The 26,530-nt window shown below is 67.7% G+C and carries 23 protein-coding genes; 18 read left to right on the forward strand and 5 right to left on the reverse strand.

Annotated elements, in window-relative coordinates; genetic code table 11:
- Nucleotides 1-20: 20 nt before the first annotated feature.
- From M6E97_RS25785 to M6E97_RS25795, 3 genes are all read right to left on the reverse strand, one after another.
- Nucleotides 21-869: an outer membrane protein OmpK gene (locus tag M6E97_RS25785; protein WP_003083838.1), complete on the reverse strand. Its 849-nt coding sequence runs from the start codon at nt 867-869 to the stop codon at nt 21-23.
- A 34-nt stretch (nt 870-903) separates the two neighbouring features.
- Nucleotides 904-1,530: a nucleoside 2-deoxyribosyltransferase gene (locus M6E97_RS25790; protein ID WP_003083840.1), complete on the reverse strand. Its 627-nt coding sequence runs from the start codon at nt 1,528-1,530 to the stop codon at nt 904-906.
- Between the two features lie 149 nt (nt 1,531-1,679).
- Nucleotides 1,680-2,198: a nucleoside 2-deoxyribosyltransferase gene (locus M6E97_RS25795; protein ID WP_003083842.1), complete on the reverse strand. Its 519-nt coding sequence runs from the start codon at nt 2,196-2,198 to the stop codon at nt 1,680-1,682.
- Nucleotides 2,199-2,436: 238 nt separating this feature from the next.
- Between M6E97_RS25795 and M6E97_RS25800 the strand changes: the two genes are divergently transcribed.
- The 16 genes from M6E97_RS25800 to M6E97_RS25875 all read left to right on the forward strand — a co-directional run bounded on the left by M6E97_RS25800 (nt 2,437) and on the right by M6E97_RS25875 (nt 22,382).
- Nucleotides 2,437-3,534, forward strand: coding sequence for a BMP family ABC transporter substrate-binding protein (locus M6E97_RS25800; protein ID WP_009314963.1), 1,098 nt, complete (start codon nt 2,437-2,439; stop codon nt 3,532-3,534).
- Nucleotides 3,535-3,606: 72 nt separating this feature from the next.
- The gene (locus tag M6E97_RS25805) at nt 3,607-4,569 is read left to right on the forward strand and encodes an oxidoreductase (RefSeq protein WP_003128351.1); all 963 of its coding nucleotides are present in this window, start codon (nt 3,607-3,609) and stop codon (nt 4,567-4,569) included.
- A gap of 104 nt (nt 4,570-4,673) precedes the next feature.
- Nucleotides 4,674-5,624: an adenosine deaminase gene (locus tag M6E97_RS25810; protein ID WP_003128352.1), complete on the forward strand. Its 951-nt coding sequence runs from the start codon at nt 4,674-4,676 to the stop codon at nt 5,622-5,624.
- A gap of 196 nt (nt 5,625-5,820) precedes the next feature.
- Entirely contained in the window at nt 5,821-6,366 is a 546-nt protein-coding gene (locus M6E97_RS25815; RefSeq protein ID WP_003112642.1) for an RNA polymerase sigma factor, read from the forward strand.
- Nucleotides 6,363-7,358 (forward strand): FecR family protein, encoded by a 996-nt coding sequence (locus M6E97_RS25820; protein WP_009877356.1) that lies wholly within the window; start codon nt 6,363-6,365, stop codon nt 7,356-7,358. The genes M6E97_RS25815 and M6E97_RS25820 overlap by 4 nt, the downstream gene beginning before the upstream one ends.
- Before the next feature lie 147 nt (nt 7,359-7,505).
- A complete protein-coding gene (locus tag M6E97_RS25825) occupies nt 7,506-9,893 on the forward strand; it encodes a TonB-dependent siderophore receptor (protein WP_033938656.1) in 2,388 nt (795 codons plus the stop codon).
- A gap of 272 nt (nt 9,894-10,165) precedes the next feature.
- Nucleotides 10,166-11,083 carry a pca operon transcription factor PcaQ gene (gene pcaQ, locus M6E97_RS25830; protein WP_033938655.1) on the forward strand — a complete coding sequence of 306 codons (918 nt, stop codon included), beginning with the start codon at nt 10,166-10,168 and terminating at the stop codon, nt 11,081-11,083.
- A gap of 134 nt (nt 11,084-11,217) precedes the next feature.
- Complete coding sequence (gene pcaH, locus M6E97_RS25835) at nt 11,218-11,937, forward strand: protocatechuate 3,4-dioxygenase subunit beta (protein WP_003102187.1); 720 nt, start codon at nt 11,218-11,220, stop codon at nt 11,935-11,937.
- 10 nt (nt 11,938-11,947) lie between these two features.
- On the forward strand, nt 11,948-12,553 hold the full coding sequence (gene pcaG, locus M6E97_RS25840) for a protocatechuate 3,4-dioxygenase subunit alpha (protein WP_003137038.1): 606 nt from the start codon (nt 11,948-11,950) through the stop codon (nt 12,551-12,553).
- Nucleotides 12,554-12,768: 215 nt separating this feature from the next.
- Nucleotides 12,769-13,608 carry an IclR family transcriptional regulator domain-containing protein gene (locus tag M6E97_RS25845; RefSeq protein ID WP_003083866.1) on the forward strand — a complete coding sequence of 280 codons (840 nt, stop codon included), beginning with the start codon at nt 12,769-12,771 and terminating at the stop codon, nt 13,606-13,608.
- A 152-nt stretch (nt 13,609-13,760) separates the two neighbouring features.
- Nucleotides 13,761-14,912, forward strand: coding sequence for a triclosan efflux RND transporter adaptor protein TriA (triA, locus tag M6E97_RS25850; RefSeq protein ID WP_079381492.1), 1,152 nt, complete (start codon nt 13,761-13,763; stop codon nt 14,910-14,912).
- The gene (gene triB / locus M6E97_RS25855) at nt 14,909-15,979 is read left to right on the forward strand and encodes a triclosan efflux RND transporter adaptor protein TriB (protein ID WP_003083872.1); all 1,071 of its coding nucleotides are present in this window, start codon (nt 14,909-14,911) and stop codon (nt 15,977-15,979) included. The genes triA and triB overlap by 4 nt, the downstream gene beginning before the upstream one ends.
- On the forward strand, nt 15,976-19,023 hold the full coding sequence (gene triC / locus M6E97_RS25860) for a triclosan efflux RND transporter permease subunit TriC (protein WP_033938648.1): 3,048 nt from the start codon (nt 15,976-15,978) through the stop codon (nt 19,021-19,023). The genes triB and triC overlap by 4 nt, the downstream gene beginning before the upstream one ends.
- Nucleotides 19,024-19,221: 198 nt before the next feature.
- The gene (locus M6E97_RS25865) at nt 19,222-20,160 is read left to right on the forward strand and encodes a LysR family transcriptional regulator (protein ID WP_003083876.1); all 939 of its coding nucleotides are present in this window, start codon (nt 19,222-19,224) and stop codon (nt 20,158-20,160) included.
- Nucleotides 20,161-20,275: 115 nt separating this feature from the next.
- Nucleotides 20,276-20,461: a hypothetical protein gene (locus tag M6E97_RS25870; RefSeq protein ID WP_003083879.1), complete on the forward strand. Its 186-nt coding sequence runs from the start codon at nt 20,276-20,278 to the stop codon at nt 20,459-20,461.
- A 586-nt stretch (nt 20,462-21,047) separates the two neighbouring features.
- Entirely contained in the window at nt 21,048-22,382 is a 1,335-nt protein-coding gene (locus M6E97_RS25875; RefSeq protein WP_003112121.1) for an OprD family porin, read from the forward strand.
- A gap of 28 nt (nt 22,383-22,410) precedes the next feature.
- Here M6E97_RS25875 and M6E97_RS25880 read toward each other — a convergent pair whose 3' ends face one another.
- Nucleotides 22,411-23,208: an AraC family transcriptional regulator gene (locus M6E97_RS25880; protein WP_079385778.1), complete on the reverse strand. Its 798-nt coding sequence runs from the start codon at nt 23,206-23,208 to the stop codon at nt 22,411-22,413.
- Nucleotides 23,209-23,285: 77 nt separating this feature from the next.
- Here M6E97_RS25880 and M6E97_RS25885 point away from each other — a divergent pair, with 77 nt between their 5' ends.
- Nucleotides 23,286-24,902, forward strand: a complete 1,617-nt coding sequence (locus tag M6E97_RS25885) for a gamma-glutamyltransferase family protein (RefSeq protein WP_034005126.1) — start codon at nt 23,286-23,288, stop codon at nt 24,900-24,902.
- Between the two features lie 199 nt (nt 24,903-25,101).
- Here the strand turns inward: M6E97_RS25885 and M6E97_RS25890 are convergent, their stop codons facing one another.
- The gene (locus M6E97_RS25890) at nt 25,102-25,506 is read right to left on the reverse strand and encodes a hypothetical protein (RefSeq protein WP_126620911.1); all 405 of its coding nucleotides are present in this window, start codon (nt 25,504-25,506) and stop codon (nt 25,102-25,104) included.
- 68 nt (nt 25,507-25,574) lie between these two features.
- On the opposite strand from M6E97_RS25890, the gene M6E97_RS25895 reads away from it, so the two are divergent.
- Nucleotides 25,575-26,411, forward strand: coding sequence for an outer membrane protein OmpK (locus M6E97_RS25895; RefSeq protein WP_034005124.1), 837 nt, complete (start codon nt 25,575-25,577; stop codon nt 26,409-26,411).
- The last annotated feature ends 119 nt before the right edge of the window (nt 26,412-26,530 follow it).

The raw sequence follows: 26,530 nt of genomic DNA on the forward strand, positions 1-26,530 counted from the left end.
GCCCGGCGTGGGCGCCGCGCTCAGAACGCATAGCCGACGTTGAAGTAGTGGCCGATCCCGCTGGAGTCGGTGCGGCGTCCGTCCAGTTGCTCGCCGTCGCGCCACTGGGTCATGTTGCGGTAGACCTTGGCGCCGTAGCCGAACTTCCAGTGTTCGGTGTGATACCAGAGCCCGAGGTAGGCCTGGAAGCCGTTATCGGTACGGTATTCGCGCTCGAAGGCATCGTCCTTGTCGGGCAGCTTCGAGCCGAACTCGTAGTCGAAGAAGCCCTGGAAGGCGATGAAGCGCTTGCCGCCGAACTGCGCCAGCGGCTTGAACCAGTTCATGTGGGCGACGTAGCCGTCCCAGGCGTTCTCGTTGGACGCGCCGTAGTTCTTGTCGATGTAGCGCGCGTAGAGATTGAGCCCCACCGTACCCAGCCAGGGCAGCTCGGTGTTGGTGCCGATGCCCGACCACAGCACGTTCAGCCCCGGTCCCTGGCGCGCGTCGGCGTAGTAGTAGTCGAAGGCGACGAACCATTCGCGGATCGGGCCGATGGAGAAGTCGCGGCCGAGCAGGCGGTCGATGGAGAGACGCGGCTCGATGTCGACGAACCAGTTCTCGCCGTCGGGTACGTCCGAGCTGGCGTCGTCGAAGAGGTTCTTGTAGTCGATGTAGCCGTACAGGTCGAGCACCCCCTTGCGGCCGCCGAACTCCCATTCCAGGTAGCTGTCGTCGGTCAGGTAGGGGCCGCCGCGCTGGTTGAACGCGCGGTAGACGTGCAGGTTGTTCCAGAGCCCTTCGCGGGCGGCGTTCTCGTCGTTGTTTTCGGCGCCGAAGGCGGCGGCCGCGCACAGCGGGGCGGCACAGCACAGCAGGGCTTTGCGCATGGGAAGTCCTTGCCTGGAGTGGGACGGGTCGGACTCAGCCGCGGGATTGCCCGGCGAGTTGCCGGAGAGCCTGCTCGGCGTCGCCGACGACGATCCTGCCGGGCACCGCCAGCATCAGGTTGAGCGGCAGGCCGAACTCTTCCAGGGCCATGCCGTCGCGGTCGCGGGTCGGATCCTCGCCGACCAGCTCCGGGGCGTGCCGGCGGATCCGCTCGGCGTAGCTGCCGGCGTCGTCGACGTAGCCATAGACCGGCTTGCCGAGAGCGGTGGCGTAGCCGACCTCGAAGGCGGTGCCGCTGTCCGGCTCGGCGCCGCGGAAGAAGTTCAGGTTGGCCAGCACCGCGTCGGCGCGTTCGATCAGGCCGATGTTGGCGCGGTAGATCCAGGCCGCCTGTTCGCGCGGCTCGGCGAGCTGTTTCGGCAGCGCGTTGTCCAGCGGGTAGAGGCCTTCGAAGCCGTAGCGTGCGCACAGTGCCTTGAGCGCTTCGCCGTGGGCGACGGCGTCGGCGCGGAACACGTCGGGACCGGCCAGATAGAGTTTCCGCGGTCTGGCCGCGGCGCGTACGCCCGGCAGGCTGCCGAGCAGGGCGCCGGCGGGCAGCAGCAGGGCCGCCAGGCGCAAGAAGGTACGACGGCTGCTGGAACCGTTGGATCGGCTCATCGGATGCTCCCCCCAGGATGCCGGACGCCCCGCGCGGGGGCCGTTGTTGTCCGGGGATTATGGGCAGCAAGCGACATGCCAGGCGGCGCCTACCTGTCAGCAGATAGGCGGCGGCTCGCGTGCTTCTTCCGGCGCTCGGCGCGGGCGCTTCAGGCGTTCCCGCCGAGTTCCTCGGCGAGGCGTCGCAGGGCCTCGCGCGGGCCGCCGGCGACCAGCCGCGAAGGCACCGCCAGCATCAGGTTCAATGGCAGGCCGAAACCCTCCAGTTGCCAACCGTCGCGGTCCTCGCCGGGGTGCTCGCCGAGCCATTCCGGCGCCAGCCGGGCGAGGCGCTCGGCGTAGGCGCCGGCATCGCTGAGGTAGGCATATACCGGCTTGCCCAGGGCCAGGGCGTAACCCACTTCGAAGGCGGTGCCGCTGTCCGGCTCGCTGCCGCGGAACGGTTCGAGGTTGGCCAGCACGCAGTCGGCGCGCTCGATCAGGCCGACATTGGCGCGGTAGATCCAGGCGGCCTGTGCGGCTGGCTCGCGGATGTCGGCGGGCAGGGCGTGGTCGAGCGGGTAGAGGCCGAGGAAACCGAACTCGGCGCAGAGCGCCTTGAGGGTTTCGCCATGGGCTTCGGCGTCGGGGCGGAAGACGTCCGGCCCGGCCAGGTAGATCGCGGTCATCGCGTGCGTGCCTTGTTACGGAAAGCCAGCGCCCATGGTAGCGCCATCGTGGCGGCGCCGGCATGCACCAAGCGATGGCGCGCTGCACCGTCCTGCAGCCGCGCCGGCATGGCGCGGCACGCAGAAGCGCGGGCTTGAGCGGAGTTGTCCGGGTGGTCAGGTAATTGCATCGGCGGGCGGGCTGAACGCGAAGCCACGCCCGATGGCCAACCCTGCACTCACCGGAGCACGCCCATCCATGAAACACCGTCGCACGCAATCCCGCATGTCCGTCCTGCGCCGCCTTGCCGTCGTCCTCGGCCTCGGCGCCTGCGCTCTCGCCGCCGAGGCCGCCGAACCGCTGAAGATCGGCTTCGTCTATGTCGGCCCGGTCGGCGACCACGGCTGGACCTACCAGCACGAGCTGGGCCGCCGCGAACTGGTGGAGCACTTCGGCGATAAGGTGAAGACCAGCTTCGTCGAGAACGTCGCCGAGGGCGCCGACGCCGAGCGGGTCATCCGCAACCTGGCGAAAGACGGCTACGGCCTGGTCTTCACCACCTCCTTCGGCTACATGAACCCCACCGCCAAGGTGGCCCGACAGTTTCCCAAGGTGACCTTCGAGCACGCCACCGGCTACAAGCGCGACAGGAACCTCGGCACCTACCTGTCGCGCTCCTACGAGGGACGCTACGTCGGCGGCTTCCTCGCGGCGAAGATGACCCGCAGCCACAAGATCGGCTACATCGCCTCGTTTCCGATTCCCGAGGTGATCCGCGACATCAACGCGATCCAGCTGGCGCTGGACAAATACGACCCGCAGGCCGAACTCAAGGTGATGTGGGTGAGCACCTGGTTCGATCCGGGCAAGGAGGCCGACGCGGCCAACGCGCTGATCGACCAGGGCGTCGACGTGGTGTTCCAGCACACCGATAGCCCGGCGCCGATCCAGGCCGCCGAGCGTCGCGGGGTGTACGCCGTGGGCTACGCCTCGGACATGCAGCACTTCGGTCCGAAGACCGTGCTCACCTCGATCGTCAACGACTGGGGCCCGCACTATATCCGCTCGGCCCAGGCGGTGATGGACGGCACCTGGAAATCCGAGGACTTCTGGGGCGGCCTGGCCGAGAGTACGGTGGTCCTGCCGCTGAACCAGGAGGTGCTGCCGGCGCCGGTGCGGGAAGAGGCGGGCAGGCTGATCGAGTCGATCCGCAGCGGAGCCTTCCACCCCTTCACCGGGCCGATCCGCGACCAGTCCGGCAAGGAGCGTTTCGCCGCCGGCGTCAGCGCGACCAATGCCGACCTGGCGTCGATGAACTATTACGTGGAAGGCATCAAGGCCGACCTGCCGAAGTGAGCCCTGGCCTTGTATGGAAAAAGTCGCCGAGCGCAGGCACTTTCCGTACAGGGCCCATCGAGGAGAGCGCGATTGGACCGTCTACCCATCATCGACATCGCCCCGCTCTACGGCGCCGACCGTGGCGCCTGGAACGACGTGGCGCGGCGGATCGACCAGGCCTGCCGCGAGTGGGGCTTCTTCTACATCGCCGGACACCCGTTGCCGGCCGCGCGCTTCGAAGCCCTGTTGGCGGCGGCGCGGGAGTTCTTCGCGCTGCCCGTCGAAGAGAAGCTGAAGATCGATATCACCCGTAGCCGCAACCATCGCGGCTATGGCGCGATCGCCACCGAGCAGCTCGACCCGGCGTTGCCCAGCGACTTCAAGGAGACCTTCGACATGGCCCTGCACCTGCCGGCGGAGCATCCCGACGTGCGCGCCGGCAAGTCCTTCTACGGGCCCAACCGACACCCCGACCTGCCCGGTTGGGAGGCCCTGCTGGAAGGACACTATGCCGACATGCTGGCGCTGGCCCGTACCGTGCTGCGTGCCCTGGCCATCGCCCTGGGGATCGAGGAGGACTTCTTCGACCGCCGCTTCGAGCAGCCGGTCAGCGTATTCCGCCTGATCCACTATCCGCCGGCCGCCGCCCGGCAGAGCGCCGACCAGCCCGGCGCCGGCGCGCACACCGACTACGGCTGCGTGACCCTGCTCTACCAGGACGCCGCCGGTGGCCTGCAAGTGCAGAACCGCCAGGGCGAATGGATCGACGCGCCGCCCATCGACGGCACCTTCGTGGTCAACATCGGCGACATGATGGCGCGCTGGAGCAACGACCGTTACCGCTCGACCCCGCACCGGGTGATCAGCCCGCGCGGGGTGCATCGCTACTCCATGCCGTTCTTCGCCGAACCGCACATGGACACCGAGATCCGCTGCCTGCCGGGCTGCTTCGACGCGGACAACCCGCCGAAGTATCCGCCGACCACCTGTGGCGAGTGGCTGACCTCGCGCTTCGCGCAGACCTATGCCTATCGGCGCGGCGAAACGGCCTGAGCCGCCCGTCGCGCGCGGGAGCGGCTCGCGGGTTTCCCTCGGGCCTGACTCCCGGGACAGGTTAAACTTGCCGGCAAAGACCAGCCTGATCGAGAACCCACCCCATGTACGAATGGCTCAACGCCTTGCCCAAGGCCGAACTGCACCTGCACCTGGAAGGTACCCTGGAGCCGGAGCTGCTGTTCGCCCTCGCCGAGCGCAACCGCATCGCCCTGCCCTGGAACGACGTCGAGACCCTGCGCAAGGCCTACGCCTTCAACAACCTGCAGGAATTCCTCGACCTCTACTACGCCGGCGCCGACGTGCTGCGCACCGAGCAGGACTTCTACGACCTGACCTGGGCCTACCTGCAGAAGTGCAAGGCGCAGAACGTCGTCCACGTCGAGCCGTTCTTCGACCCGCAGACCCACACCGATCGCGGCATTCCCTTCGAGGTGGTGCTCGCCGGCATCCGCGCCGCGCTGCAGGACGGCGAGAAGCTGCTGGGCATCCGCCATGGGCTGATCCTCAGCTTCCTCCGCCACCTCAGCGAGGAACAGGCGCAGAAAACCCTCGACCACGCGCTGCCGTTCCGCGACGCCTTCATCGCCGTCGGCCTCGACAGCTCGGAAGTCGGGCATCCGCCGAGCAAGTTCCAGCGGGTCTTCGACCGCGCCCGCAGCGAAGGCTTCCTCACCGTCGCCCATGCCGGCGAAGAGGGGCCGCCCGAGTACATCTGGGAAGCCCTCGACCTGCTCAAGGTCGAGCGCATCGACCACGGCGTGCGCGCCTTCGAGGACGAGCGGCTGATGCGGCGGCTGATCGACGAACAGATCCCGCTGACCGTCTGCCCGCTGTCCAACACCAAGCTCTGCGTGTTCGACGACATGAGCCAGCACACCATCCTCGACATGCTCGAACGCGGCGTGAAGGTGACGGTGAACTCCGATGACCCGGCCTACTTCGGCGGCTATGTCACCGAGAACTTCCATGCCTTGCAGCAGAGCCTGGGAATGACCGAGGAGCAGGCCAGGCGCCTGGCGCAGAACAGCCTGGATGCGCGCCTGGTGAAGTGAGGGGCGGCGCGCCGGGCAACCCGGCGCGCGACCCGCAAGGCGTTTCGTCGTCGCCGGCTTCTCGGTATTGATGATAAGCATTATCATTTGCGGGCTGCTCAGCATTCCCATGGCGCCGCCCCGGCGCCGGCTTTCGTGCAGCCGTCCCTCACCGATGCCCGACCGCGACCTACCCTCCGGCCCGCGCCCGGATGCCTTGCCGGCAGACGGCGAGGCGGCGCGCCGCGCGGATCTGCTCAAGGCCTTCCTGGCCCAGCGCCAGCGCATGGAAAGCCTGGTCAGCCGCTGGGTCGGCTGCCGGGCGACCGCCGCCGACCTGGTCCAGGAACTGTTCCTGCGCTTCTGGCGGCGCCCGGCCGCCCCGGTGGAGGAGCTTGGCAGCTACCTCCTGCGCAGCGCGCGCAACCTGGCCATCGACCACTTGCGTGGCGAAGGATCGCGGCAGCGGCAACTGGACGACTGGCTGCCGGAGCAGCGCCAGGGCGAGCCGGTCGGTCCCGAGCAGGCGCTCGAGGCCGGCGACCAGTGGCGCCGGGTCGAGGCCGCCTTGCGCGGCCTGCCCGAGCGGACCCGGCGGATTTTCCTGCTCAATCGCATCCACGGCCGCACCTACGCGGAGATCGCCCAGGCCATGCAGCTTTCCCAAAGCGCCGTGGAAAAACATATGATGCGCGCCCTCGACGCCTGCAAGGCGAGCCTGGCCGGCCCGGCCGGCGAGCAGGCAAGGAGCGCCCAGCCATGACCCGACCCGATAGCGACGCCGCGCCCTACGATCCCGTCCTCGAGCAGACCGCCCAGGCCTGGCTGGTGCGCCTGCGCGGTACGCCGGATGCGGCGACCCGGCGGGCCTTCGAGGACTGGCTGGCGCAGCGGCCGGCGCATGCCGAGGCCTATGCTCGCGCCGAGGCGCTCTGGCGCCTGACGGAAATACCGGCGAGCCGCCTGGCCATCGAAGAGGCCGATGCCCTGGAAGCCTACCTGCGGCCGCGCCGAGCGTCGCGCAACCCGCGGCGCTGGGCCTACCCGCTGGCCAGCGTCGCCTGCCTGCTGGCGATGCTCTGGCTGGGCGGCTGGTGGCAGCCCGGCGACTGGCTGCAGGACTGGCGTGCCGACTATGTCGCCGCGCCGGGACAGGTCGCCGAATGGAAGCTGGCCGATGGCTCCTACCTGAGCCTGGACGCCGGCAGCGCGGTGCGCGTGCGTATCGACGGCGGCCAGCGGCGGGTCGAACTGCTGCGCGGCGCCGCCGCGTTGCGGGTGAAGCGCGACACGCTGCCATTCGTGGTCGAGGCCGGCGAAGGCCGGGCGCGGGTACTGGGCACCGAGTTCGAGGTCCGTCGCGGCGCCGGGGAGACCCGCGTCACCGTGCTGCAAGGGCGGGTCGCGGTGAGCGCCGGCACGGGCGCGGGCGCCGCCGAGGAAGTGCTGGGCGCCGGCCAGCAGGTCGGCTTCGCCGACGGCAGGCTGGGCCGGCCCGTGGCCATCGACGCCGCCGCCGCGCTGGCCTGGCGCCAGGGCTGGCTGAGCTTCTACCGGCGGCCGCTGGCGGAAGTGCTCGACGAACTCGCTCGCTACTACCCCGGACGCATTCTCCTGCTCGACGACGCGCTCGGCCGCCAGCCGGTCAGCGGCAGCTTCCGCAGCGACGATCCCGAAGCCGCGCTGAAGTCGCTGCAGGCGGTGCTCGGCTATCGCCAGCAGATCCTGTTCGGACGCCTGGTGGTGATTCGCTGACGGCGGCCCCGGTCCGTTTGGCCGCAGGAATCTTTCCCGGCGAAGAATTTTTTTGCGCTGGGGGGTGAGGTAAATCCGGCGCCGCTTCGTGTAGTGCTCATGACCGCGATTGATTCGCATTAGAAAAGCGACCGACACGAGCAACCCATGACCCCCTTCCTGCGCTTCGCCCTGCGTACTCTCCCCGCCCTGTTCCTCAGCCTCGGCTGTCTCGCCGCCACCGCGCAGGCCGCCGAGGCGGTTCGCTACCGCTTCAGCCAGGCTGCCGCGCCGCTGGCCCAGGCGCTCAACGCGTTCAGCCGGGCCAGCGGGCAGACGCTGCTCTACACCGCCGAGCTGCCGCCGCAGGCGACCGCTCCGGCATTGCACGGTTCGCTGGACGCGGAGGAGGCGCTGCAACGCCTGCTGCAGGGCAGCGGCCTGCGCGCGCGGCGGATCGACGAGCGCACCCTGACCCTGGAGCCGATCCCCGCCAGCGGCGCGCTCGACCTCGATGCCACGACGGTCTCCGCCGCCGCCCCGGCGCAGGGCTACCGGCCGGCGGCCAACGCCTCGATCAGCCGCGGCGATGCGCCGGTACTGGAAATCCCCCAGGCGATCAGCGTGGTCCCGGCACAGGCGCTGCAGGACCAGCGCCCGCGCAACCTTGACGACGCGCTGGGCAACATCAGCGGCATCACCCAGGCCAACACCCTCGGCGGTACCCAGGACGCGGTGATGAAGCGCGGCTTCGGCGACAACCGCGACGGCTCGATCATGCGCGACGGCATGCCCTCGGTGCAGGGCCGCAATTTCACCGCCACCGCCGACCACGTCGAGGTGCTGAAGGGGCCAGCATCCCTGCTCTATGGCATCCAGGACCCGGGCGGGGTGGTCAACGTGGTGAGCAAGAAGCCACAACTGCAACAAGCCAACGCCCTGACCCTGCGTGGCTCGGCCTACGCCCACGGGCGCAACGGCAGCGGCGGCCAGCTCGACTCCACCGGCCCGCTGGGCGACAGCGGACTGGCCTACCGGATGATCCTCGATCATGAGGACGAGGATTACTGGCGCGACTTCGGCAAGAGCCGCGAGACGCTGGTGGCGCCCTCGCTGGCCTGGTACGGCGAGGACACGACGGTCAACCTGAGCTACGAGCACCGCGAGTTCACCACGCCGTTCGACCGTGGCACGGCCATCGACCCGCGTACCAACCGCCCGCTGGACATCCCGCGCAGCCGGCGCCTGGACGAGCCCTTCAACATCACCGAGGGCCGTTCCGAGCTGACCCGCCTGGATCTCGAACGGCAGCTCGACGACACCTGGAAGGCCCACTTCGGCTACGGCTACAGTCGCGAGACCTACGACGACAACCAGGCCCGGGTGATGGCCGTGAATGCCGACGGCACCCTGACCCGGCGCATGGACGGCACCCACGGCGCGGTCAGCAGCGACAGCTTCGCCACCCTCGGCCTGAGCGGAACGCTGCAACTGGCCGGGATGCAACATGACCTGCAATTCGGCATGGACCACGAGAAGCGCAAGATCTTCCGCGCCGACCTGCTGCGCGACAGCAAGACCAGCCGCTTCGACTACCTCGGCCCGGTCTATGGCCAGGTGGTGCCGTCGACCCGGGTGGTCGCCGGCGACAGCGACCAGACCGACAAGCTGCGCAGCGACTCGCTGTATTTCCAGGACTCGATCCACCTGGACGAACGCTGGATCCTGGTCGGCGGCGCGCGCTACCAGATCTACGACCAGCTCGCCGGGCGCGGCCGGCCGTTCAACGCCAACACCGATATCAACGGGCAGAAATGGGTGCCGCGCGGCGGCCTGGTCTACCGCCTGAGCGACGAGGTTTCGCTGTACGGCAGCTACACGCGCTCGTTCAAGCCGAACTCGACCATCGCCCCGCTGAGCACCGGCGAGACCATCGATTCGGCGATCCTGCCGGAGCAGGCGACCTCCTGGGAGCTGGGCGCCAAGCTGGATGTGCCGGGGCGTCTCAGCGGCACCCTGGCGCTGTTCGACATCCGCAAGAAGAACGTGCTGGTCAACGAACTGGACGGTGCCGGCAACAGCAGCGTGCGCGCCGCCGGCCGGGTCCGCTCGCGCGGCCTGGAGCTGGACCTCACCGGCCAGCTCAGCGAACGCTGGAGCCTGATCGGCAGCTACGCCTGGCTCGCCGCGGAAGTCACCGAGGACCCGACCCTGGAGGGCAAGCGCCTGCAGAACGTGGCGCGCAACACCGCGTCGCTGTCGGCGGTCTACGAACTCGGCCAGCTCTTCGGCGGCGACCGCCTGCGCCTGGGCGGCGGCGCGCGCTACGTCGGCAAGCGCCCGGGCGACCCGGCCAATTCCTTCGACCTGCCGTCCTACACCGTGGCCGATGCCTTCGCCAGCTACGACACCCGCTTCGGCGGGCACGGCGTGAAGTTCCAGCTCAACGTGAAGAACCTGTTCGACCGCACCTACTACCCGTCCAGTGCCAATCGACTGTACGTGGCGATGGGCGAGCCTCGGCAGTTCCAGGTATCGACGACGGTGGAGTTCTGAGTCGGCGCTCGCTCCAGGTGGGGTTCCTGGCCTCCTCCTGGACGATGGGAGGCCTCTACCGCCCTCTGGCCAGGCAGGGAGAAGGGCCGCCGCGGTGCTGCCCGGCGCAGGATCGGTGAATCGTTCCGTTCGACGATGGTCCATCCAGTGCCTTCTCCCTTCAGGGAGAAGGACGCGGAGCAGCGCCTGGGCGCGATCTCATCGCACGCCACCTCGTCCCCAACCTGCCCGTTGGGTACCATGCCCGCACCACTCGCCGCCACGGCCACCCCATGAACCTCAACAACCGCATCAAGTTCCGCCACCTCGCCTGCTTCCTCGAAGTCGCCCGCCAGCGCAGCTTCGCCAAGGCGGCGGACGCCGTGGCGGTGTCGCAGCCGGCGATCTCCAAGACCCTCAAGGAACTGGAGGAAATCCTCGGCGCGCGGCTGTTCGAACGGAGCAAGGCCGGCGCCGAGCTGACCGAGGCGGGGGTGACCTTCCTGCGCTATGCCGGCCCCTGCGTGCAGGCCCTGCGCGACGGGGTGAACACCCTGCGCGGCCACGAGGCGCAGGTCGAGACGGTGCGGGTCGGCGTGCTGTCGACGGTGGAGAGCCTGGTGGTGCCCGAGGTGATCCGGCGCCTGCACCGGCGCCACGGCGCGCTGGTGGTCAGCGTCGCCACCGGACCCAGCGCCTACCTGCTGGCGCAACTGAAGGTCGGCGAGCTGGACCTGGTGGTCGGGCGGATGACCGATAGCCCGGAGATCCAGGGCCTGACCTTCGAGCACCTGTACAGCGAGTCGATGATGCTGGTGGTGCGTCCCGGCCACCCCTTGCTCGCCGCGCCCCTCGGCGACCCGCAGCGGCTGGCCGAATTCCCGCTGGTGCTGCCGCTGGCCGGCACCACCATCCGCCGCCACGCCGACAGCCTGTTCGTGCAATGGGGCATCCCGCTCGCCGGACAGCGCCTGGAAACCCTCTCGCCGACCCTCAGCCGCAGCTATGTGTTGCGCAGCGAGGCGATCTGGGTGGCGCCGCGCGATGCCGTGCGCCTGGACGTCGGCAATGGCGAGCTGGCCGAGCTGGACCTGGGTATCCGCGAACCGGGCGGTTCGGTCGGGCTGTGCCACAACGCGGCCTTGCCGTTGCCACTGGGGGCGCAATGGTTCAGCGCGGTGTTGCGCGAGGTGGCCGCCGAGTTGCACTGATGAAGCATAACCAAATGGTTATGTATAGGGCCGGATAATTCACTGTCCCCGTCCCGTCTCCTGCGCAAGACTTCGTTTTCCATGCCTGAATCCACAAGCCTGGCGACCGATAACGCGAATAACAGGAGCCCGACATGCACGACGCCGAAAGCCGTCGTTTCGTCATCCGTGACCGAAACTGGCACCCCAAAGCCTTGACCCCCGACTACAAGACCTCCGTGCCGCGCTCGCCGAGCCAGGCGCTGGTGAGCATCCCGCAATCGCTCTCGGAAACCAGCGGGCCGGACTTCTCCCACCTCAGGCTCGGCCGCCACGACAACGACCTGCTGCTCAACTTCGACCACGGCGGCCTGCCCCAGGGCGAGCGCATCATCATGTTCGGCCGGGTCTTCGACCAGTACGGCAAGCCGGTCCCGCACACCCTGGTGGAGATGTGGCAGGCCAACGCCGGCGGGCGCTACCGGCACAAGAACGACCGCTACCTGGCGCCGCTCGACCCGAACTTCGGCGGCGTCGGCCGGACCCTCACCGACAGCGAGGGCCACTATTACTTCCGCACCATCAAGCCCGGGCCCTATCCCTGGCGCAACGGCCCCAACGACTGGCGCCCGGCGCACATCCACGTGTCCGTCAGCGGCCCGGCGATCGCCGCGCGGCTGGTCACCCAGATGTACTTCGAGGGCGACCCGCTGATCCCCAAGTGCCCGATCATCCGCACCCTTGCCGACCCGGAGGCGGCGCAGAGCCTGATCGGCCGGCTCGACATGAGCATGGCCAACCCGATGGATTGCCTGGCCTACCGCTTCGACATCGTCCTGCGCGGGCAGCGCAAGACCTTCTTCGAAAACGCCTGAGGAGCCGACCATGAGCCACGAACTGCTGCGGGAAACCCCTTCCCAGACCGCCGGTCCCTACGTCCACATCGGCCTGGCGCTGGCCGCCGCCGGCAACCCGACCCGCGACCTGGAGATCTGGAACCGCATGGCCCGCGAAGGCGCGCCGGGCCAGCACATCCTCCTGCTCGGCCACGTCTACGACGGCAACGGCCACCTGGTGCGCGACTCGTTCCTGGAGTTCTGGCAGGCCGACAGCGAAGGCCGCTACCAGGAGCGATACGATCCGGAGCGACCGTTCAACAGCTTCGGCCGCACCGCCACCACCTTCGATGCCGGCGAGTGGACCCTGCACACGGTCAAGCCGGGGGTGGTGCGTAACGCCCAGGGCGTGCCGATGGCGCCGCACATCAACGTCTCGCTGTTCGCCCGCGGCATCAACATCCACTTGCAGACTCGGCTGTACTTCGATGACGAGACCGAGGCCAACGCCGCCTGTCCGGTGCTCAACCTGATCGAGCAGGCGCCGCGTCGCGACACCCTGCTCGCGCGGCGCTGCGAAGTGGACGGACAGCTCGCCTACCGTTTCGACATCCGCATCCAGGGCGACAACGAGACGGTGTTCTTCGACTTCTAGGTGCATCGATCGCGCGGGACGCGCGGGAAGGAAGGGCGCCCTTGCCGGAGCGGCAAGGGCGTACCCAGAACCCGCCGATGGGTACCTGACATTACTCCCGGAGGGTGATGGGTAGTCCCGACAGTACTACAGTCGGAGGCGCTCCGGTCAATTGCGATGATCGAACGAGTGTCCGATAATCGGCGAGCCTTTCCGTGACCCGAGCCCGAACGTCCATGAGCGAACTCCCGGAACACCCCGCCACCCTGGCGCCGCCGACCGTCCTTTCGCCAGCCAAGCGCATCGAGGCCTTCACCGGCGATCCCAACTTCATGACCTCGCTGGCCCGTGGCCTGGCGGTGATCCATGCGTTCCAGGAGCGCAAGCGGCACCTGACCATCGCCCAGATCAGCCACCGCACCGAGATACCCCGCGCCGCCGTGCGTCGCTGCCTGCACACGCTGATGCAGCTTGGCTACGCCACCACCGACGGGCGCACCTACTCGCTGTTGCCGAAGGTGCTCACCCTCGGTCACGCCTACCTGTCGTCGACGCCGCTGGCGATCACTGCGCAGCCGATCCTCGACCGCCTCAGCGAACAGCTCCACGAAGCCTGTTCGATGGCCACCCTGGAGGGCGACGACGTGCTCTACATCGCCCGTTCGGCCACTCCCCAGCGGCTGATTTCGGTGGACCTCAACGTCGGCAGCCGGCTGCCCGCCTATTGCACCTCGATGGGCCGCATCCTCCTCGCCGCGCTGGACGACGACGCGCTGCACGCCTACTTCGGCGGAGTGGAGATGCAGGCCAAGACCAGCCGTACCCTGTATACCCCCGAGACCCTGCTGCCGTGCCTGGTGGAGATTCGTCGCCAGGGCTGGTGCATCGTCGACCAGGAGCTGGAAGTCGGCCTGCGCTCGCTGGCGGTGCCGGTACGCGACTCCGCCGGCCACGTGCTCGCCGCGCTGAACGTCGGCACCCATGCCGGGCGGGTCTCCCGCGCCGAACTGGAAAGTCGCTTCCTGCCGTTGCTGCTGGAGGCCAGCCGCGAGCTGAGCGCGCGCCTGTTCACCTGACGCCGGAGGCGATCCCCTCCACAAGTTTGGAAAAGGAACCCCCGCTTCCATCTGATAGTCGCAATCCTTGGGGACGCGGCTAGAATCCCTGCCAATTCTGGGAGTTTCCGGCCGTATCGGCCGGTATCTGTATGGATCGCGAAGGGGAAGGCATGTCAGACGCCAGAGGCGCTTTTCATTCCAAAGGTCGCTGGTCGCGGATGGCGCTGCCCGCCATCCTGTGCGCCAGCCTGCTTGTCGGTTGCGGCGCCGAGCCGCCCGCCGAGGAACACGTCCGTGTGCTGGCGCAGACGGTGAAGATGGCCGAGTTCGCCTCGGCCACCTCGATCACCGGCGACATCCAGGCACGGGTACAGGCCGACCAGTCGTTCCGTGTCGGCGGCAAGATCGTCGAGCGCCTGGTCGATGTCGGCGACCACGTCGCGGCTGGCCAGGTGCTGGCGCGGCTCGACCCGCAGGACCAGCGCAGCAACGTGGAGAACGCCCAGGCGGCGGTCGCCGCGCAGAAGGCGCAGTCGAAGCTCGCCGACCTCAACTACCAGCGGCAGAAGGCGCTGCTGCCCAAGGGCTACACCAGCCAGAGCGAGTACGACCAGGCGCTGGCCTCGGTGCGCAGCGCGCAGAGTTCGCTGAAGGCCGCCCAGGCGCAGTTGGCCAACGCCCGCGACCTGCTTTCCTATACCGAGCTGCGTGCCTCCGACGCCGGGGTCATCACCGCCCGCCAGGCCGAGGTCGGCCAGGTGGTGCAGGCCACCGTGCCGATCTTCACCCTGGCCCGCGACGGCGAGCGCGACGCGGTGTTCAACGTCTACGAGTCGTTGTTCAGCCACGATGTCGACGGCCAGCGGATCACCGTCAGCCTGCTCGGCAAGCCGGAAGTCACCGCCAGCGGCAAGGTCCGCGAGATCACCCCGACGGTGGACGAGCGCAGCGGTACGCTGAAGGTCAAGGTCGGCCTCGACTCGGTGCCGGCGGAAATGAGCCTCGGCAGCGTGGTCAACGCCAGCGTCGCCGCGCCGGCCGCGCACAGCGTGGTGCTGCCCTGGTCGGCGCTGTCCAAGGACGGCGAGCAGCCGGCGGTCTGGTTGCTCGATCAGGAAAGCAAGGTGCGCCTGCAACCGGTGCGGGTGGCACGCTACGCCAGCGAGAAGGTGGTCATCGACGGTGGCCTGGAGGCGGGCCAGACAGTGGTCACGGTGGGCGGCCAACTGCTCCATCCGGGCCAGGTGGTCGAGGTGGCCCAGCCGCCGCAGCCGACCCAGAGCACCGCCAGCCGCGACGCCGTGGGCGGAGGCCAGCCATGAAGCCGTTTTCCCTCGCCGGCCTGTTCGGCTTCGCCCTGCTCCTCTCCGGCTGCGGCGACGAGCCGCCGCCGGCACCGCCGCGGCCGGTGCTGACGGTGACCGTGAAGACCCTGAAGAACGACGACCTCGGTCGCTTCGCCGGGAGCATCCAGGCGCGCTACGAGAGCGTGCTCGGCTTCCGCACCAACGGACGGATCGCCTCGCGCCTGTTCGACGTCGGTGACTTCGTCGGCAAGGGCGCGCTGCTGGCAACCCTCGACCCCACCGACCAGCAGAACCAGTTGCGCGCCAGCCAGGGCGACCTGGCCAGCGCCGAGGCGCAGTTGATCGACGCCCAGGCCAATGCCCGGCGCCAGGAAGAACTGTTCGCCCGCAGCGTCACCGCCCAGGCGCGCCTGGACGATGCGCGGACCCGCCTGAAGACCAGCCAGGCCAGCTTCGACCAGGCCAAAGCGGCGGTGCAGCAGGCCAGGGACCAGCTTTCCTACACGCGCCTGGTGACCGATTTCGACGGCGTCATCACCACCTGGCACGCCGAGGCCGGGCAAGTGGTCAGCGCCGGCCAGGCGGTGGTCACCCTGGCCCGGCCCGAGGTGCGCGAGGCGGTCTTCGACCTGCCCACCGAGGTCGCCGAGAGCCTGCCGGCCGACGCGCGCTTCCTGGTCAGCGCCCAGCTCGACCCGCAGGCCAGGACCACCGGCAGCATCCGCGAGCTGGGTCCGCAGGCCGACGCCTCGACCCGCACCCGTCGCGTGCGCCTGAGCCTGGCGCAGACGCCGGAGGCGTTCCGCCTCGGCTCGACCATCCAGGTCCAGCTGAGCAGCGCCGGTAGCGTGCGCAGCGTGCTGCCGGCCAGCGTGCTGCTGGAACGCGACGGCAAGACCCAGGTCTGGGTCGTCGATGGGAAACAGTCCAGCGTGGCCCTGCGCGAGGTACAGGTGCTCAGCCGCGACGAACGCCAGGTGGTGATCGGACAGGGCCTGGCCGACGGCGACCGGGTGGTCCGCGCCGGAGTCAACAGCCTCAAGCCCGGCCAGAAGATCAAACTCGACGAGGATGCGCGATGAAGGGCGGTTTCAACCTGTCGGACTGGGCCCTGCGCCACCAGTCCCTGGTCTGGTACCTGATGGCGGTATCGCTGGTGATGGGCGTGTTCTCCTACCTCAACCTGGGGCGCGAGGAGGATCCCTCGTTCGCCATCAAGACCATGGTCATCCAGACCCGCTGGCCGGGCGCCACGGTGGACGACACCCTGGAGCAGGTCACCGACCGCATCGAGAAGAAGCTCGAGGAGCTGGACTCGCTGGATTACGTGAAGAGCTACACGCGACCCGGCGAATCGACGGTCTTCGTCTACCTCAAGGACACCACCAAGGCCGGCGACATCCCGGATATCTGGTACCAGGTGCGCAAGAAGATCTCCGACATCCAGGGGGAATTCCCCCAGGGCATCCAGGGACCGGGTTTCAACGACGAGTTCGGCGACGTGTTCGGCAGCGTCTACGCCTTCACCGCCGACGGCCTGGACTTCCGCCAGCTGCGCGACTACGTGGAGAAGGTGCGCCTGGACATCCGCTCGGTGAAAGACCTGGGCAAGGTGCAGATGATCGGTGCGCAGAACGAGGTCATCTACCTCAACTTCTCTACCCGCAAGCTGGCCGCCCTCGGTCTCGACCAGCGCCAGGTCGTGCAGAGCCTGCAAGCGCAGAACGCGGTGACCCCATCCGGCGTGGTCGAGGCCGGCCCCGAGCGCATCTCGGTGCGCACCTCCGGCAACTTCCGTTCGGAAAAGGACCTGCAGGCGGTCAACCTGCGGGTCAACGATCGTTTCTACCGGCTGTCCGACCTGGCCAGCATCAGCCGCGATTTCGTCGACCCGCCGACCTCGCTGTTCCGCTACAAGGGCGAGCCGGCCATCGGCCTGGCGGTGGCGATGAAGGAGGGCGGCAATATCCTCGAGTTCGGCGAGGCGCTCAATGCGCGCATGCAGGAGATCACCGGCGAACTGCCGGTCGGGGTCGGCGTGCACCAGGTGTCGAACCAGGCCCAGGTGGTGAAGAAGGCGGTCGGCGGTTTCACCCAGGCGCTGTTCGAGGCGGTGGTGATCGTCCTCATCGTCAGCTTCGTCAGCCTCGGCCTGCGCGCCGGGCTGGTGGTGGCCTGCTCGATCCCGCTGGTGCTGGCGATGGTCTTCGTGTTCATGGAATACACCGACATCACCATGCAGCGGGTTTCCCTCGGCGCGCTGATCATCGCCCTCGGCCTGCTGGTGGACGATGCCATGATCACCGTGGAGATGATGATCACGCGCCTCGAACTGGGCGACTCGCTGCACGACTCGGCGACCTATGCCTACACCTCGACGGCCTTCCCGATGCTCACCGGGACCCTGGTGACGGTGGCCGGCTTCGTGCCCATCGGGCTCAACGCCAGCTCCGCCGGCGAGTACACCTTCACCCTGTTCGCGGTGATCGCCGTGGCCCTGCTGCTGTCGTGGATCGTCGCGGTGCTGTTCGCCCCGGTGATCGCCGTGCACATCCTGCCGAAGACTCTCAAGCACAAGTCGGAGCAGAAGAAGGGGCGCATCGCCGAGCGTTTCGACAGCCTGCTGCACCTGGCGATGCGCCGGCGCTGGACGACCATCTTCCTCACCGCGCTGCTGTTCGGCGTGTCGCTGTTCCTGATGAAGTTCGTCCAGCACCAGTTCTTCCCGTCTTCCGACCGTCCGGAACTGCTGGTCGACCTCAACCTGCCGCAAAACAGCAGCATCCACGAGACCAGGGCGGTGATGGACCGCCTGGAAGCGACGCTGAAGGACGACGAGGACATCGACCACTGGAGCGCCTACGTCGGCGAAGGCGCGATCCGCTTCTACCTGCCGCTGGACCAGCAGTTGCAGAACAACTTCTATGGCCAACTGGTGATCGTCACCAAGGACTTGGAGGCCCGCGAGCGCGTCGCCGCGCGCCTGCGCGATCGCTTGCGCAAGGACTATGTCGGCATCAGCACCTACGTGCAGCCGCTGGAGATGGGGCCGCCGGTGGGACGGCCGATCCAGTACCGGGTCAGCGGACCGCAGATCGACAAGGTCCGCGAGTACGCCATGGGCCTGGCCGGCGTGCTCGACGGCAACCCGAACATCGGCGATATCGTCTACGACTGGAACGAGCCCGGGAAGATGCTCAAGATCGACATCGCCCAGGACAAGGCGCGCCAGCTCGGGCTGTCCTCCGAGGACGTGGCGCAGATCATGAACAGCGTGGTGACCGGCAGCGCGGTGACCCAGGTGCGCGACGACATCTACCTGGTGAACGTCATCGGCCGCGCCGAGGATAGCGAGCGCGGCTCGCTGGAGACCCTGGAGAGCCTGCAGATCGTCACGCCCAGCGGCACCTCGATCCCGCTCAAGGCGTTCGCCAAGGTCAGCTACGAGCTGGAGCAGCCGCTGGTGTGGCGCCGCGACCGCAAGCCGACGATCACGGTGAAGGCGTCGCTGCGCGGCGAGATCCAGCCCACCGACCTGGTCGCCAAGCTGGCGCCGGAGGTCAAGCGCTTCGCCGACGGCCTGCCGGCGAACTACCGGATCGAAGTGGGCGGCACGGTGGAGGAGAGCGGCAAGGCCGAGGGCCCGATCGCCAAGGTGGTGCCGCTGATGCTGTTCCTCATGGCGACCTTCCTGATGATCCAGTTGCAGAGCGTGCAGAAGCTGTTCCTGGTGGCCAGCGTCGCGCCGCTGGGGCTGATCGGCGTGGTCGCGGCGTTGCTGCCGACCGGCACGCCGATGGGCTTCGTGGCGATCCTCGGGATTCTCGCGCTGATCGGCATCATCATCCGCAACTCGGTGATCCTGGTGACCCAGATCGATGCCTTCGAGAAAGACGGCAAGACGCCCTGGGAAGCCGTGCTGGAAGCCACCCACCACCGCACCCGGCCGATCCTGCTGACGGCGGCGGCGGCCAGCCTGGGGATGATCCCCATCGCCCGCGAAGTGTTCTGGGGGCCGATGGCCTATGCGATGATCGGCGGCATCGTTGCCGCCACGCTGCTCACGCTGATCTTCCTGCCGGCGCTGTACGTCGTCTGGTACCGGATTCCGGAACCGGGACGCTGAGCGCGACGGAAGGGGAAGGGGGCGCCGCCGTAGCAGAGTCTGTGCGGGGGGAAGGAGAGCGGACGGTGGGTGGGCCATCCGCCCCAACGCCGGGCAGGGTATGCCCGGCGTTGCTACGGCGACGGCGGCCAGTATAGGCAGCCCGGCGCCAGGGAAAATCCGACCAATTTACGAATCTGTTTTGCAACCGAGGTAATAGTGGACACATTGCAAGGCATGCGCGTGTTTGCCAGGGTGGTGGACAGCGGCAGCTTCACTTCCGCCGCCCAGGCCCTGGACCTGTCCACCGCGCAGGTATCGCGGCTGATCTCCGACCTGGAGGCGCACCTGCAGACGCGCCTGCTGCACCGCACCACCCGGCGCCTGGCCCTGACCGAGGCCGGCGAGCGCTACCTGGAGCGGTGCCGCGGGATCCTCGAGGACATCGAGGTCGCCGAGGCCGAAGCCGCCGGCGCGCACATCCGCCCCTGCGGCCGCTTGCGCGTGCAGTCGCTGATGGGCATGGGCCAGCATCACCTGGTGCCGATGATCGCCCGCTACGGCGCACTGTTCCCCGACGTGGTGATCGAGCTGACCCTGTCCCAGCGCAACCCGGACATGCTCGAGGAAGGCCAGGACGTGCTGATCACCGGCGAGCGCCAGTTGCCCGACTCGGAGTTCGTCGCCCAGCGCCTGGGCAGCATCCACAGTGTGCTCTGCGCCAGTCCCGGCTACCTGCAGCAGCACGGCGTGCCGCGCTCGGTGGACGACCTGGAGCGCCACGTCTGCCTGCGCCTGCAGGATCCGGCCTACCCGGAGGGCTGGATCTTCGCCGACGAGCAGGGCGAGCGCACCGTCAGCCCGCAGAACACCTTCATGGTCAATGTCGCCGAGGTCATGGCCCAGGCGGCCAAGGCCGACCTCGGCATCGCCCTGCTGCCCAGCTACGTGGCGGCCGCGGCGCTGCGCAACGGCGAGCTGCTACGGGTGTTGCCCGGCCATGCCATGCACGAGCGGACCATCTATGCGCTGTATCCCTCGCGGCGTTACCTGGACGCGAAGATCCGCACCTGGGTCGATCTGTTGCAACAGGAACTTCCCCAGGCATTCGCCCGCGACGAAACCACCATGCAAAGTTCAAGTTACTGGGCACAGTGAAGGATTGTTGTTATTGAGGTAATACTCTCTCGTCTGTTTGGCTATTTTTCCGAGCATGGCGGTTAACTAATATGGCGCCTGTCCCAAGTGAACAGGGTGTCATCGGAGACCCGCCATGAATCGCCAGATCCTTGCTGCCGCCATACTCAGTTTGTTTTCCCTCGCATTTTCCCAGGCCGGTTTCGCCGAAGAGTCCTCGCTGATGACCAACCGCATGGTCGACGCCAACCAGCAGGCCATCGAGCACCAGCAGGAACTTTCCGCCTCCGCCGCGCAGGCCGGGGCCCGCAGCGACTCCTGATCTAGCGCATGGCGCCAGCCGCGCCATGGCTTCCCCCGGGTACTCGGGAAGCGTGAGCCTGGGTACCCTGTCCTTGCGCCGCATATGATATGCGGCGTTTTTTTTGCCTTCCTGACCGTTCGGACAATTCTTGCAGAATATGTAAAAGACTTTCGTTGGATATCGGGTTTTTCCGATAGTGGCAAAAAAATATAATCGCGCCAGCTCAATGGATAATTGTCGCTGGCTGTCGACGATATTCGTTCTGTCTTCATCGATCTCGCCATGCAAGAGCGGGACGTGGAAAGCCTAAAGCCCGATGAGTCGAAGAGACTTTCAATAGAAGAGTCCGACTGCGTTCCAGCCGGTTTCCAGTGTCCGGAAATACACTGGCAAGACTTCCCGACGCCGAACTTTGATTGCTCCTATTCGACGTCTTCTCAAGGCCGCTGATACCAGCGGCCTTTTTTTTCGGGTTGCGCCCGGCTGGGCGCCCCATGGGAGCGATCGCCCGCGCGAGGCCAGCAGAAGCGTCGCCGGGAACGACACCACAACACGCTTTCCGGCCTTGCCGGATTTCACCACGCTGTAAGAAGGAGCAACCGCAATGAGGAATCTGTTCGCCTTGACGCCGATGGCGCTGGCGCTGTGCACCGCGTCCGCCGCCTGGGCCGATGAGGGGGAAGCCAAAGAAGGCTTCATCGAAGGCTCCAGCCTCCAATTGCTGACCCGCAACTACTACTTCAACCATGACCGCCGGCACGCTTCCGGGCACGACAGCAAGGAATGGGCGCAAGGCTTCATCGCCACCTTTCAGTCCGGCTACACGCCCGGCGTGGTCGGCTTCGGCGTCGACGCCTACGGCATGCTCGGGCTGAAGCTCGACGGCGGCGGCGGTACCGGCGGCACCAGCATCCTGCCGATCACCGCGCCGAGCAAGGAAGGCTACGAGTCCGGCAAGGCGCCCGATGAGTTCTCCAGTGGCGGGGCGGCGCTGAAGATCCGCGCCTTCGACACCGAGCTGAAGCTGGGCGACCAGTTCCTCAGCAACCCGGTGGTCGCCGGCGGCGAGTCGCGCATGCTGCCGCAGACCTTCCGCGGCGTGAGCCTGACCAACAACAGTTTCGAGGACCTGACCCTCACGGCTGGCCAGGTCAGTTTCACCAAGTACTACAACCAGAGCGGCCACCGTCGCCTCGGCTCGTACTACGGCGAACTGCCGGGCGACCGCGACAGCCATCATCTCAGCTGGCTGGGCGGCACCTGGGGCGGTATCGAGGGCTTCACCAGCAGCCTGTACGCCGCCGAACTGCAGAACGTCTGGAAGCAGTACTACGCCGACGTCGACTACACCTACGAGATCGACGACAACTGGTCGCTGAACCCCGGCGCGCACTACTACAAGACCGTCGACAGCGGCGACTCGCTGCTCGGCCGGATCGACAACAACACCTACAGCCTGCATTTCGCGGTCGGCTACAAGCAACACACCGTCACCGCGGTGCTGCAGAAGGTCAACGGCAACACGCCGTTCGACTACATCAACCAGGGCGACAGCATCTTCCTCGACAACTCGCAGCAGTATTCCGACTTCAACGGTCCCAACGAGAAGTCCTGGAAGCTGCAATACGACTACGACTTCGTCGCCCTCGGCCTGCCCGGCCTGAGCGCCTCGGCCTCGTACTCGCGCGGCAAGCTGGACCTGACCCGGGTCGATCCGGACAGCCCCGGCTACGGCGGCTGGTACAGCGCCGACGGCAAGAACGCCAAGCACTGGGAACGCGACCTCGACCTGCAGTACGTGGTCCAGGGCGGTCCGGCCAAGGACCTCTCGCTGCGCCTGCGCTGGGCCACCCACCGCGGCACCGGCGGCTACAGCGCGGTGGACAACGACATCGACGAATACCGGGTGATCGTCGACTACCCCATCGACGTGTTCTGAGCCCCGCGCGCTGGGCCCTTCGCCGGGCTCAGCGCTGGCGGAACAGTTCGCCGGGAGTGAAGCCGAAGAGTCCCTTGAAGGCGGCGATGTAGGCCGAGGTCGAGTCGTAGCCGCTGTCCAGGGCGGCGCCGGTGACGCTGTCGCCGGCCTCCAGCGCGTTGAGCGAGGCGAGCAGGCGCTGGCGTTGGCGCCAGAGCCGGTAGTTCATCCCGGTCTCGCGCTGGAACAGGCGCGACAGGGTCTTTTCCGAGGTGCCCAGGCGCTGCGCCCAGTCGCCCATGGTCAGGCTCTGGGTCGGTTCGTCGATCAGTGCCTGGCACAGCCGCAGCAGGCGCGGCTCGCGCGGCATCGGCAGGGAGAAGGCGACCTCCGGCAGCAGCCGCAACTGGTCCAGCAGCACCTGCACCAGCCGCGATTCGGCGCTGTCGCCCTCCGGGTAGTCCACCGGCAACTCGCAGAAACTCTTGATCAGCTCGCGCGCCAGCGGCGTCACCTCCAGCACCCGGCAGCGCGTCGGCGCCCAGGCGCAGGCGTCGCCACGGATGTACAGGCTGCGCATCTCGGCGCGGGTGGAGGTGACCACCTCGTGTTCCAGCTGCGCCGGAATCCAGATCGCCCGCTGCGGCGGGGCGAAGAAGCTGCCCTCGGCGGTATGTACGCCGAGCACGCCGCTGATGGCGTAGGAAAGCTGTACCCAGGCGTGCTGGTGGCGCGAGGTCCAGGAGCCGGCGCGCAGGCTTTCGGCGCGCGCGTAGACCGGCCGTGGCAGGCGGGCGAGGGTGGGAATCGGGCGGTGCAGTTCCGCAGGCTGTCCGTTCATCGTCATGACTTGGCGTCGTGTCGCTAGTCGGCAGAGTCTGGCAGGGCTAACCTGCCGCCTCAAGTTTCCCGGAGCCCACGCCGATGCTCGACTTCTCCGCCCACGCGCTTCCCTACGCCTCGCAACGTTCGCCGGTCCATGCCCGCCGCGGCATGGTCGCCACCTCGCAGCCGCAGGCGGCGCAGGTCGGGTTGGAGATATTGCGCCGTGGCGGCAATGCCATCGACGCGGCGATCGCCACCGCCGCCGCGCTGACGGTGGTCGAGCCGACCGGCTGCGGGATCGGCGGCGATGCCTTCGCCCTGGTCTGGACCCGCGGCCGTCTGCACGGCCTGGACGCCAGCGGGCGCGCGCCGGGCCTGCTCGATCGCGAGCGGGTGCGCGCCGCCGGCCACGAGCGGATGCCGCTGTACGGCTGGACGCCGGTCACCGTGCCGGGCTGTCCGGCGGCCTGGGCCGAACTGTCGCGGCGCTTCGGCAAATTGCCGTTCGAACAACTGCTGCGGCCGGCGATCGAGCTGGCTCGCGATGGCTTTCCGGTCTCGCCGGTGATCGCCCGCCTGTGGCAGAGCGGCCTGGACAAGTTCCGTGCGGCGTTGCCGCAGCGGCCCGAGCTGCGGGCCTGGTTCGACGAGTTCCTCATCGACGGCCGGGCTCCGCGCGCCGGCGAGGTGTTCCGCCAGCCGGGCCAGGCCGACACCCTGGACGAGCTGGCGCGCAGCCAGTGCGAAAGCTTCTATCGCGGCGAGCTGGCCAAGGCCATCGTCGGCCACGCCGAGCGCAGCGGCGGCTACCTGCGCGCGGAGGACCTGGCCGGCTACCAGGCGAAGTGGGTCGAACCGATCTCGCTGAACTACCGTGGCTATGACGTCTGGGAGATTCCGCCGAGCGGCCAGGGCCTGATCGCCCTGATGACCCTGAACATCCTCAAGGGCTTCGAATTCGGCGAGCGCGACTGCGCGCGGACCTGGCATCGCCAACTGGAGGCGATGAAGCTGGCGTACGTCGACGGGCTGCACTACATCAGCCAGCCGCAGTCGATGCGGGTCTCGGTCGAGGAACTGCTGCACGAGGACTACGCCGCCAGCCGCCGTGCGCTGATCGGCGAGCGCGCGCTCGATCCCAGCCCCGGCCAGCCGAGGCCGGGCGGCACGGTGTACCTGGCCTGTGGCGACGAGGAGGGCAACCTGGTCTCGTTCATCCAGAGCAACTACCACGGCTTCGGCTCCGGCGTGGTGGTGCCCGGCACCGGCATCGCCTTGCAGAACCGCGGCGCCGAGTTCAGCCTCGATCCGGACCACGTGAATTGCCTGGAGCCGGGCAAGCAGACCTTCCACACCATCATTCCCGGTTTCCTCAGCAAGGACGGCGTGCCGCTCGGCCCGTTCGGCGTGATGGGCGCCTATATGCAGCCGCAGGGCCACGTGCAGATGGTGATGAACCTAGTGGACTTCGGCCTCAACCCCCAGGCCGCCCTCGACGCGCCGCGCTGGCAGTGGCTGGGCGGGCTGCGCGTCGGCATCGAACATGCCGCGCCGCGCGCGCTGGCGGCGGAGCTGGCGCAGCGTGGGCACCAGGTGGAGATCGCCTACGACTCGACCAGCTACGGGCGCGGCCAGATCGTCCTGCGCGACCCGGCCAGCGGCGTGCTCTGTGGCGGCACCGAGCCGCGCACCGATTCGCAGATCGCGGTGTGGTGAGGGGGCCCATGTGGGTGAGGCGGGGAGACCTGTCCGGCGGATAATGCCCAAGGCGTATCCGCCCTGCGGATGGCGAAGCAAGAAGTCCCGGCAGAGGCATAGGCTGCCAGGCGACCCGTACTCGAGCGCGCTCCGCTACGCGACATCGAGAGCGCTTTCTGGATGTCATGCCACCGGAGTCTCCCAGGCCCTGGCGAATTTACGTCCGGGCGTCCTGAAACCCGACGAAAAACCCCATTCGGGGATGAATTCCGCCCGCCGTCTCTGGCATCATCCGCGCCGCTTCTCGCCCGAACGCCGGGGCGGTGATGTGTAGAAATACCACGCAGTGTTTTGTGTACAAAATCCTACTGATTCTTTTTGTCACAAAACGCTTTTGTGTATCCAGTTTTCTTCGCGCTGCCATCCCAAAGTCGAGCACGCCCCTCCCGACCACGCACCAGCGCAAGGCAGAAACTGTCCTTGGGGTCAGGTTTTGCCGTCGTAGAGAGGTTGGAGGCATTTCGCCGCCTTTGTCCAGAACACTGAAAAAACAGGCGTTCCCTTCGCCGTTGGAAACCCGGCGAAGCGCCCGCGCCGTCTTGGCTTCGTTCTTGCTATCCATGGCGAGGCCTGACCGCTCGGACAGGTTCGCCCACTAGAAAAAAAGCTATTCACTCCAGGAGCGTTTCAATGAGCCGCACACTCGCCACCGTGATGCTAGCCGGGGGGCTGCTGGCCGCAGGCCAGGCTGTCGCCGAAGACCATGACATGACGCCGACCCACGAGACCGACTCGGGGCCGCTGCTCTGGCACAACGAGAGCCTGACCTACCTCTACGGCAAGAACTTCAAGATCAACCCGCCGATCCAGCAGACCCTCACCCTGGAACATGCCAGCGGCTGGACCTGGGGCGACCTGTTCATCTTCTTCGACCAGATCAACTACAACGGCAAGGAAGACGCCAGCAACGGCAAGAACACCTACTACGGCGAGATCACTCCGCGCCTGAGCTTCGGCAAGCTCACCGGAGCGGACCTCTCCTTCGGCCCGGTGAAGGACGTGCTGCTGGCCGGCACTTACGAGTTCGGCGAAGGCGACACCGAGGCCTACCTGCTCGGCCCGGGCTTCGACCTGGCGATCCCCGGCTTCGACTACTTCCAGCTCAACTTCTACTACCGCAAGCCCGACGGCAACCGCGTGCGCGCCGGCGCCTGGCAGATCACCCCGGTGTGGTCCTACACCATTCCGGTGGGCAACTCCGACATCCTCATCGACGGCTACATGGACTGGGTGATCAACAACAAGAGCGCCAGCACCAGCCGCCGCAACCAGAGCGACTACCACGCCAACCTGCACTTCAACCCACAGGTCAAGTACGACCTGGGCAAGGCCCTCGGCTACGAGGCGAAGCACCTGTACGTGGGCCTGGAGTACGACTACTGGTCCGACAAGTACGGCGTGAAGGACTCGCAGTACTTCACCACCGACCAGAACACCGCCAGCTTCCTGGTCAAGTACCACTTCTGAGTCCGTCGCGCGGGGCTGCCGGCCGGGCCCCGCCAGCGCGCCCCGTCATTGCGCGCCGTGCATCGGCACGGTGCGCGACGGTCGCCTCCGTGGTCCTTGCGTTTGCCTCCCGTTGTTCG

It is taken from the genome of Pseudomonas sp. B111 (genome assembly GCF_026428275.1).
Lineage (GTDB): Bacteria > Pseudomonadota > Gammaproteobacteria > Pseudomonadales > Pseudomonadaceae > Pseudomonas > Pseudomonas aeruginosa.

Coding starts and splice junctions, on each gene's coding strand:
- M6E97_RS25785 (WP_003083838.1), bottom strand. CDS start 869: ATGCGCAAAGCCCTGCTGTGCTGTGCCGCCCCGCTGTGCGCGGCCGCC.
- M6E97_RS25790 (WP_003083840.1), bottom strand. CDS start 1,530: ATGAGCCGATCCAACGGTTCCAGCAGCCGTCGTACCTTCTTGCGCCTG.
- M6E97_RS25795 (WP_003083842.1), bottom strand. CDS start 2,198: ATGACCGCGATCTACCTGGCCGGGCCGGACGTCTTCCGCCCCGACGCC.
- M6E97_RS25800 (WP_009314963.1), top strand. CDS start 2,437: ATGAAACACCGTCGCACGCAATCCCGCATGTCCGTCCTGCGCCGCCTT.
- M6E97_RS25810 (WP_003128352.1), top strand. CDS start 4,674: ATGTACGAATGGCTCAACGCCTTGCCCAAGGCCGAACTGCACCTGCAC.
- M6E97_RS25820 (WP_009877356.1), top strand. CDS start 6,363: ATGACCCGACCCGATAGCGACGCCGCGCCCTACGATCCCGTCCTCGAG.
- M6E97_RS25825 (WP_033938656.1), top strand. CDS start 7,506: ATGACCCCCTTCCTGCGCTTCGCCCTGCGTACTCTCCCCGCCCTGTTC.
- pcaQ (WP_033938655.1), top strand. CDS start 10,166: ATGAACCTCAACAACCGCATCAAGTTCCGCCACCTCGCCTGCTTCCTC.
- pcaH (WP_003102187.1), top strand. CDS start 11,218: ATGCACGACGCCGAAAGCCGTCGTTTCGTCATCCGTGACCGAAACTGG.
- pcaG (WP_003137038.1), top strand. CDS start 11,948: ATGAGCCACGAACTGCTGCGGGAAACCCCTTCCCAGACCGCCGGTCCC.
- M6E97_RS25845 (WP_003083866.1), top strand. CDS start 12,769: ATGAGCGAACTCCCGGAACACCCCGCCACCCTGGCGCCGCCGACCGTC.
- triA (WP_079381492.1), top strand. CDS start 13,761: ATGTCAGACGCCAGAGGCGCTTTTCATTCCAAAGGTCGCTGGTCGCGG.
- triB (WP_003083872.1), top strand. CDS start 14,909: ATGAAGCCGTTTTCCCTCGCCGGCCTGTTCGGCTTCGCCCTGCTCCTC.
- triC (WP_033938648.1), top strand. CDS start 15,976: ATGAAGGGCGGTTTCAACCTGTCGGACTGGGCCCTGCGCCACCAGTCC.
- M6E97_RS25870 (WP_003083879.1), top strand. CDS start 20,276: ATGAATCGCCAGATCCTTGCTGCCGCCATACTCAGTTTGTTTTCCCTC.
- M6E97_RS25875 (WP_003112121.1), top strand. CDS start 21,048: ATGAGGAATCTGTTCGCCTTGACGCCGATGGCGCTGGCGCTGTGCACC.
- M6E97_RS25880 (WP_079385778.1), bottom strand. CDS start 23,208: ATGACGATGAACGGACAGCCTGCGGAACTGCACCGCCCGATTCCCACC.
- M6E97_RS25885 (WP_034005126.1), top strand. CDS start 23,286: ATGCTCGACTTCTCCGCCCACGCGCTTCCCTACGCCTCGCAACGTTCG.
- M6E97_RS25890 (WP_126620911.1), bottom strand. CDS start 25,506: ATGGATAGCAAGAACGAAGCCAAGACGGCGCGGGCGCTTCGCCGGGTT.
- M6E97_RS25895 (WP_034005124.1), top strand. CDS start 25,575: ATGAGCCGCACACTCGCCACCGTGATGCTAGCCGGGGGGCTGCTGGCC.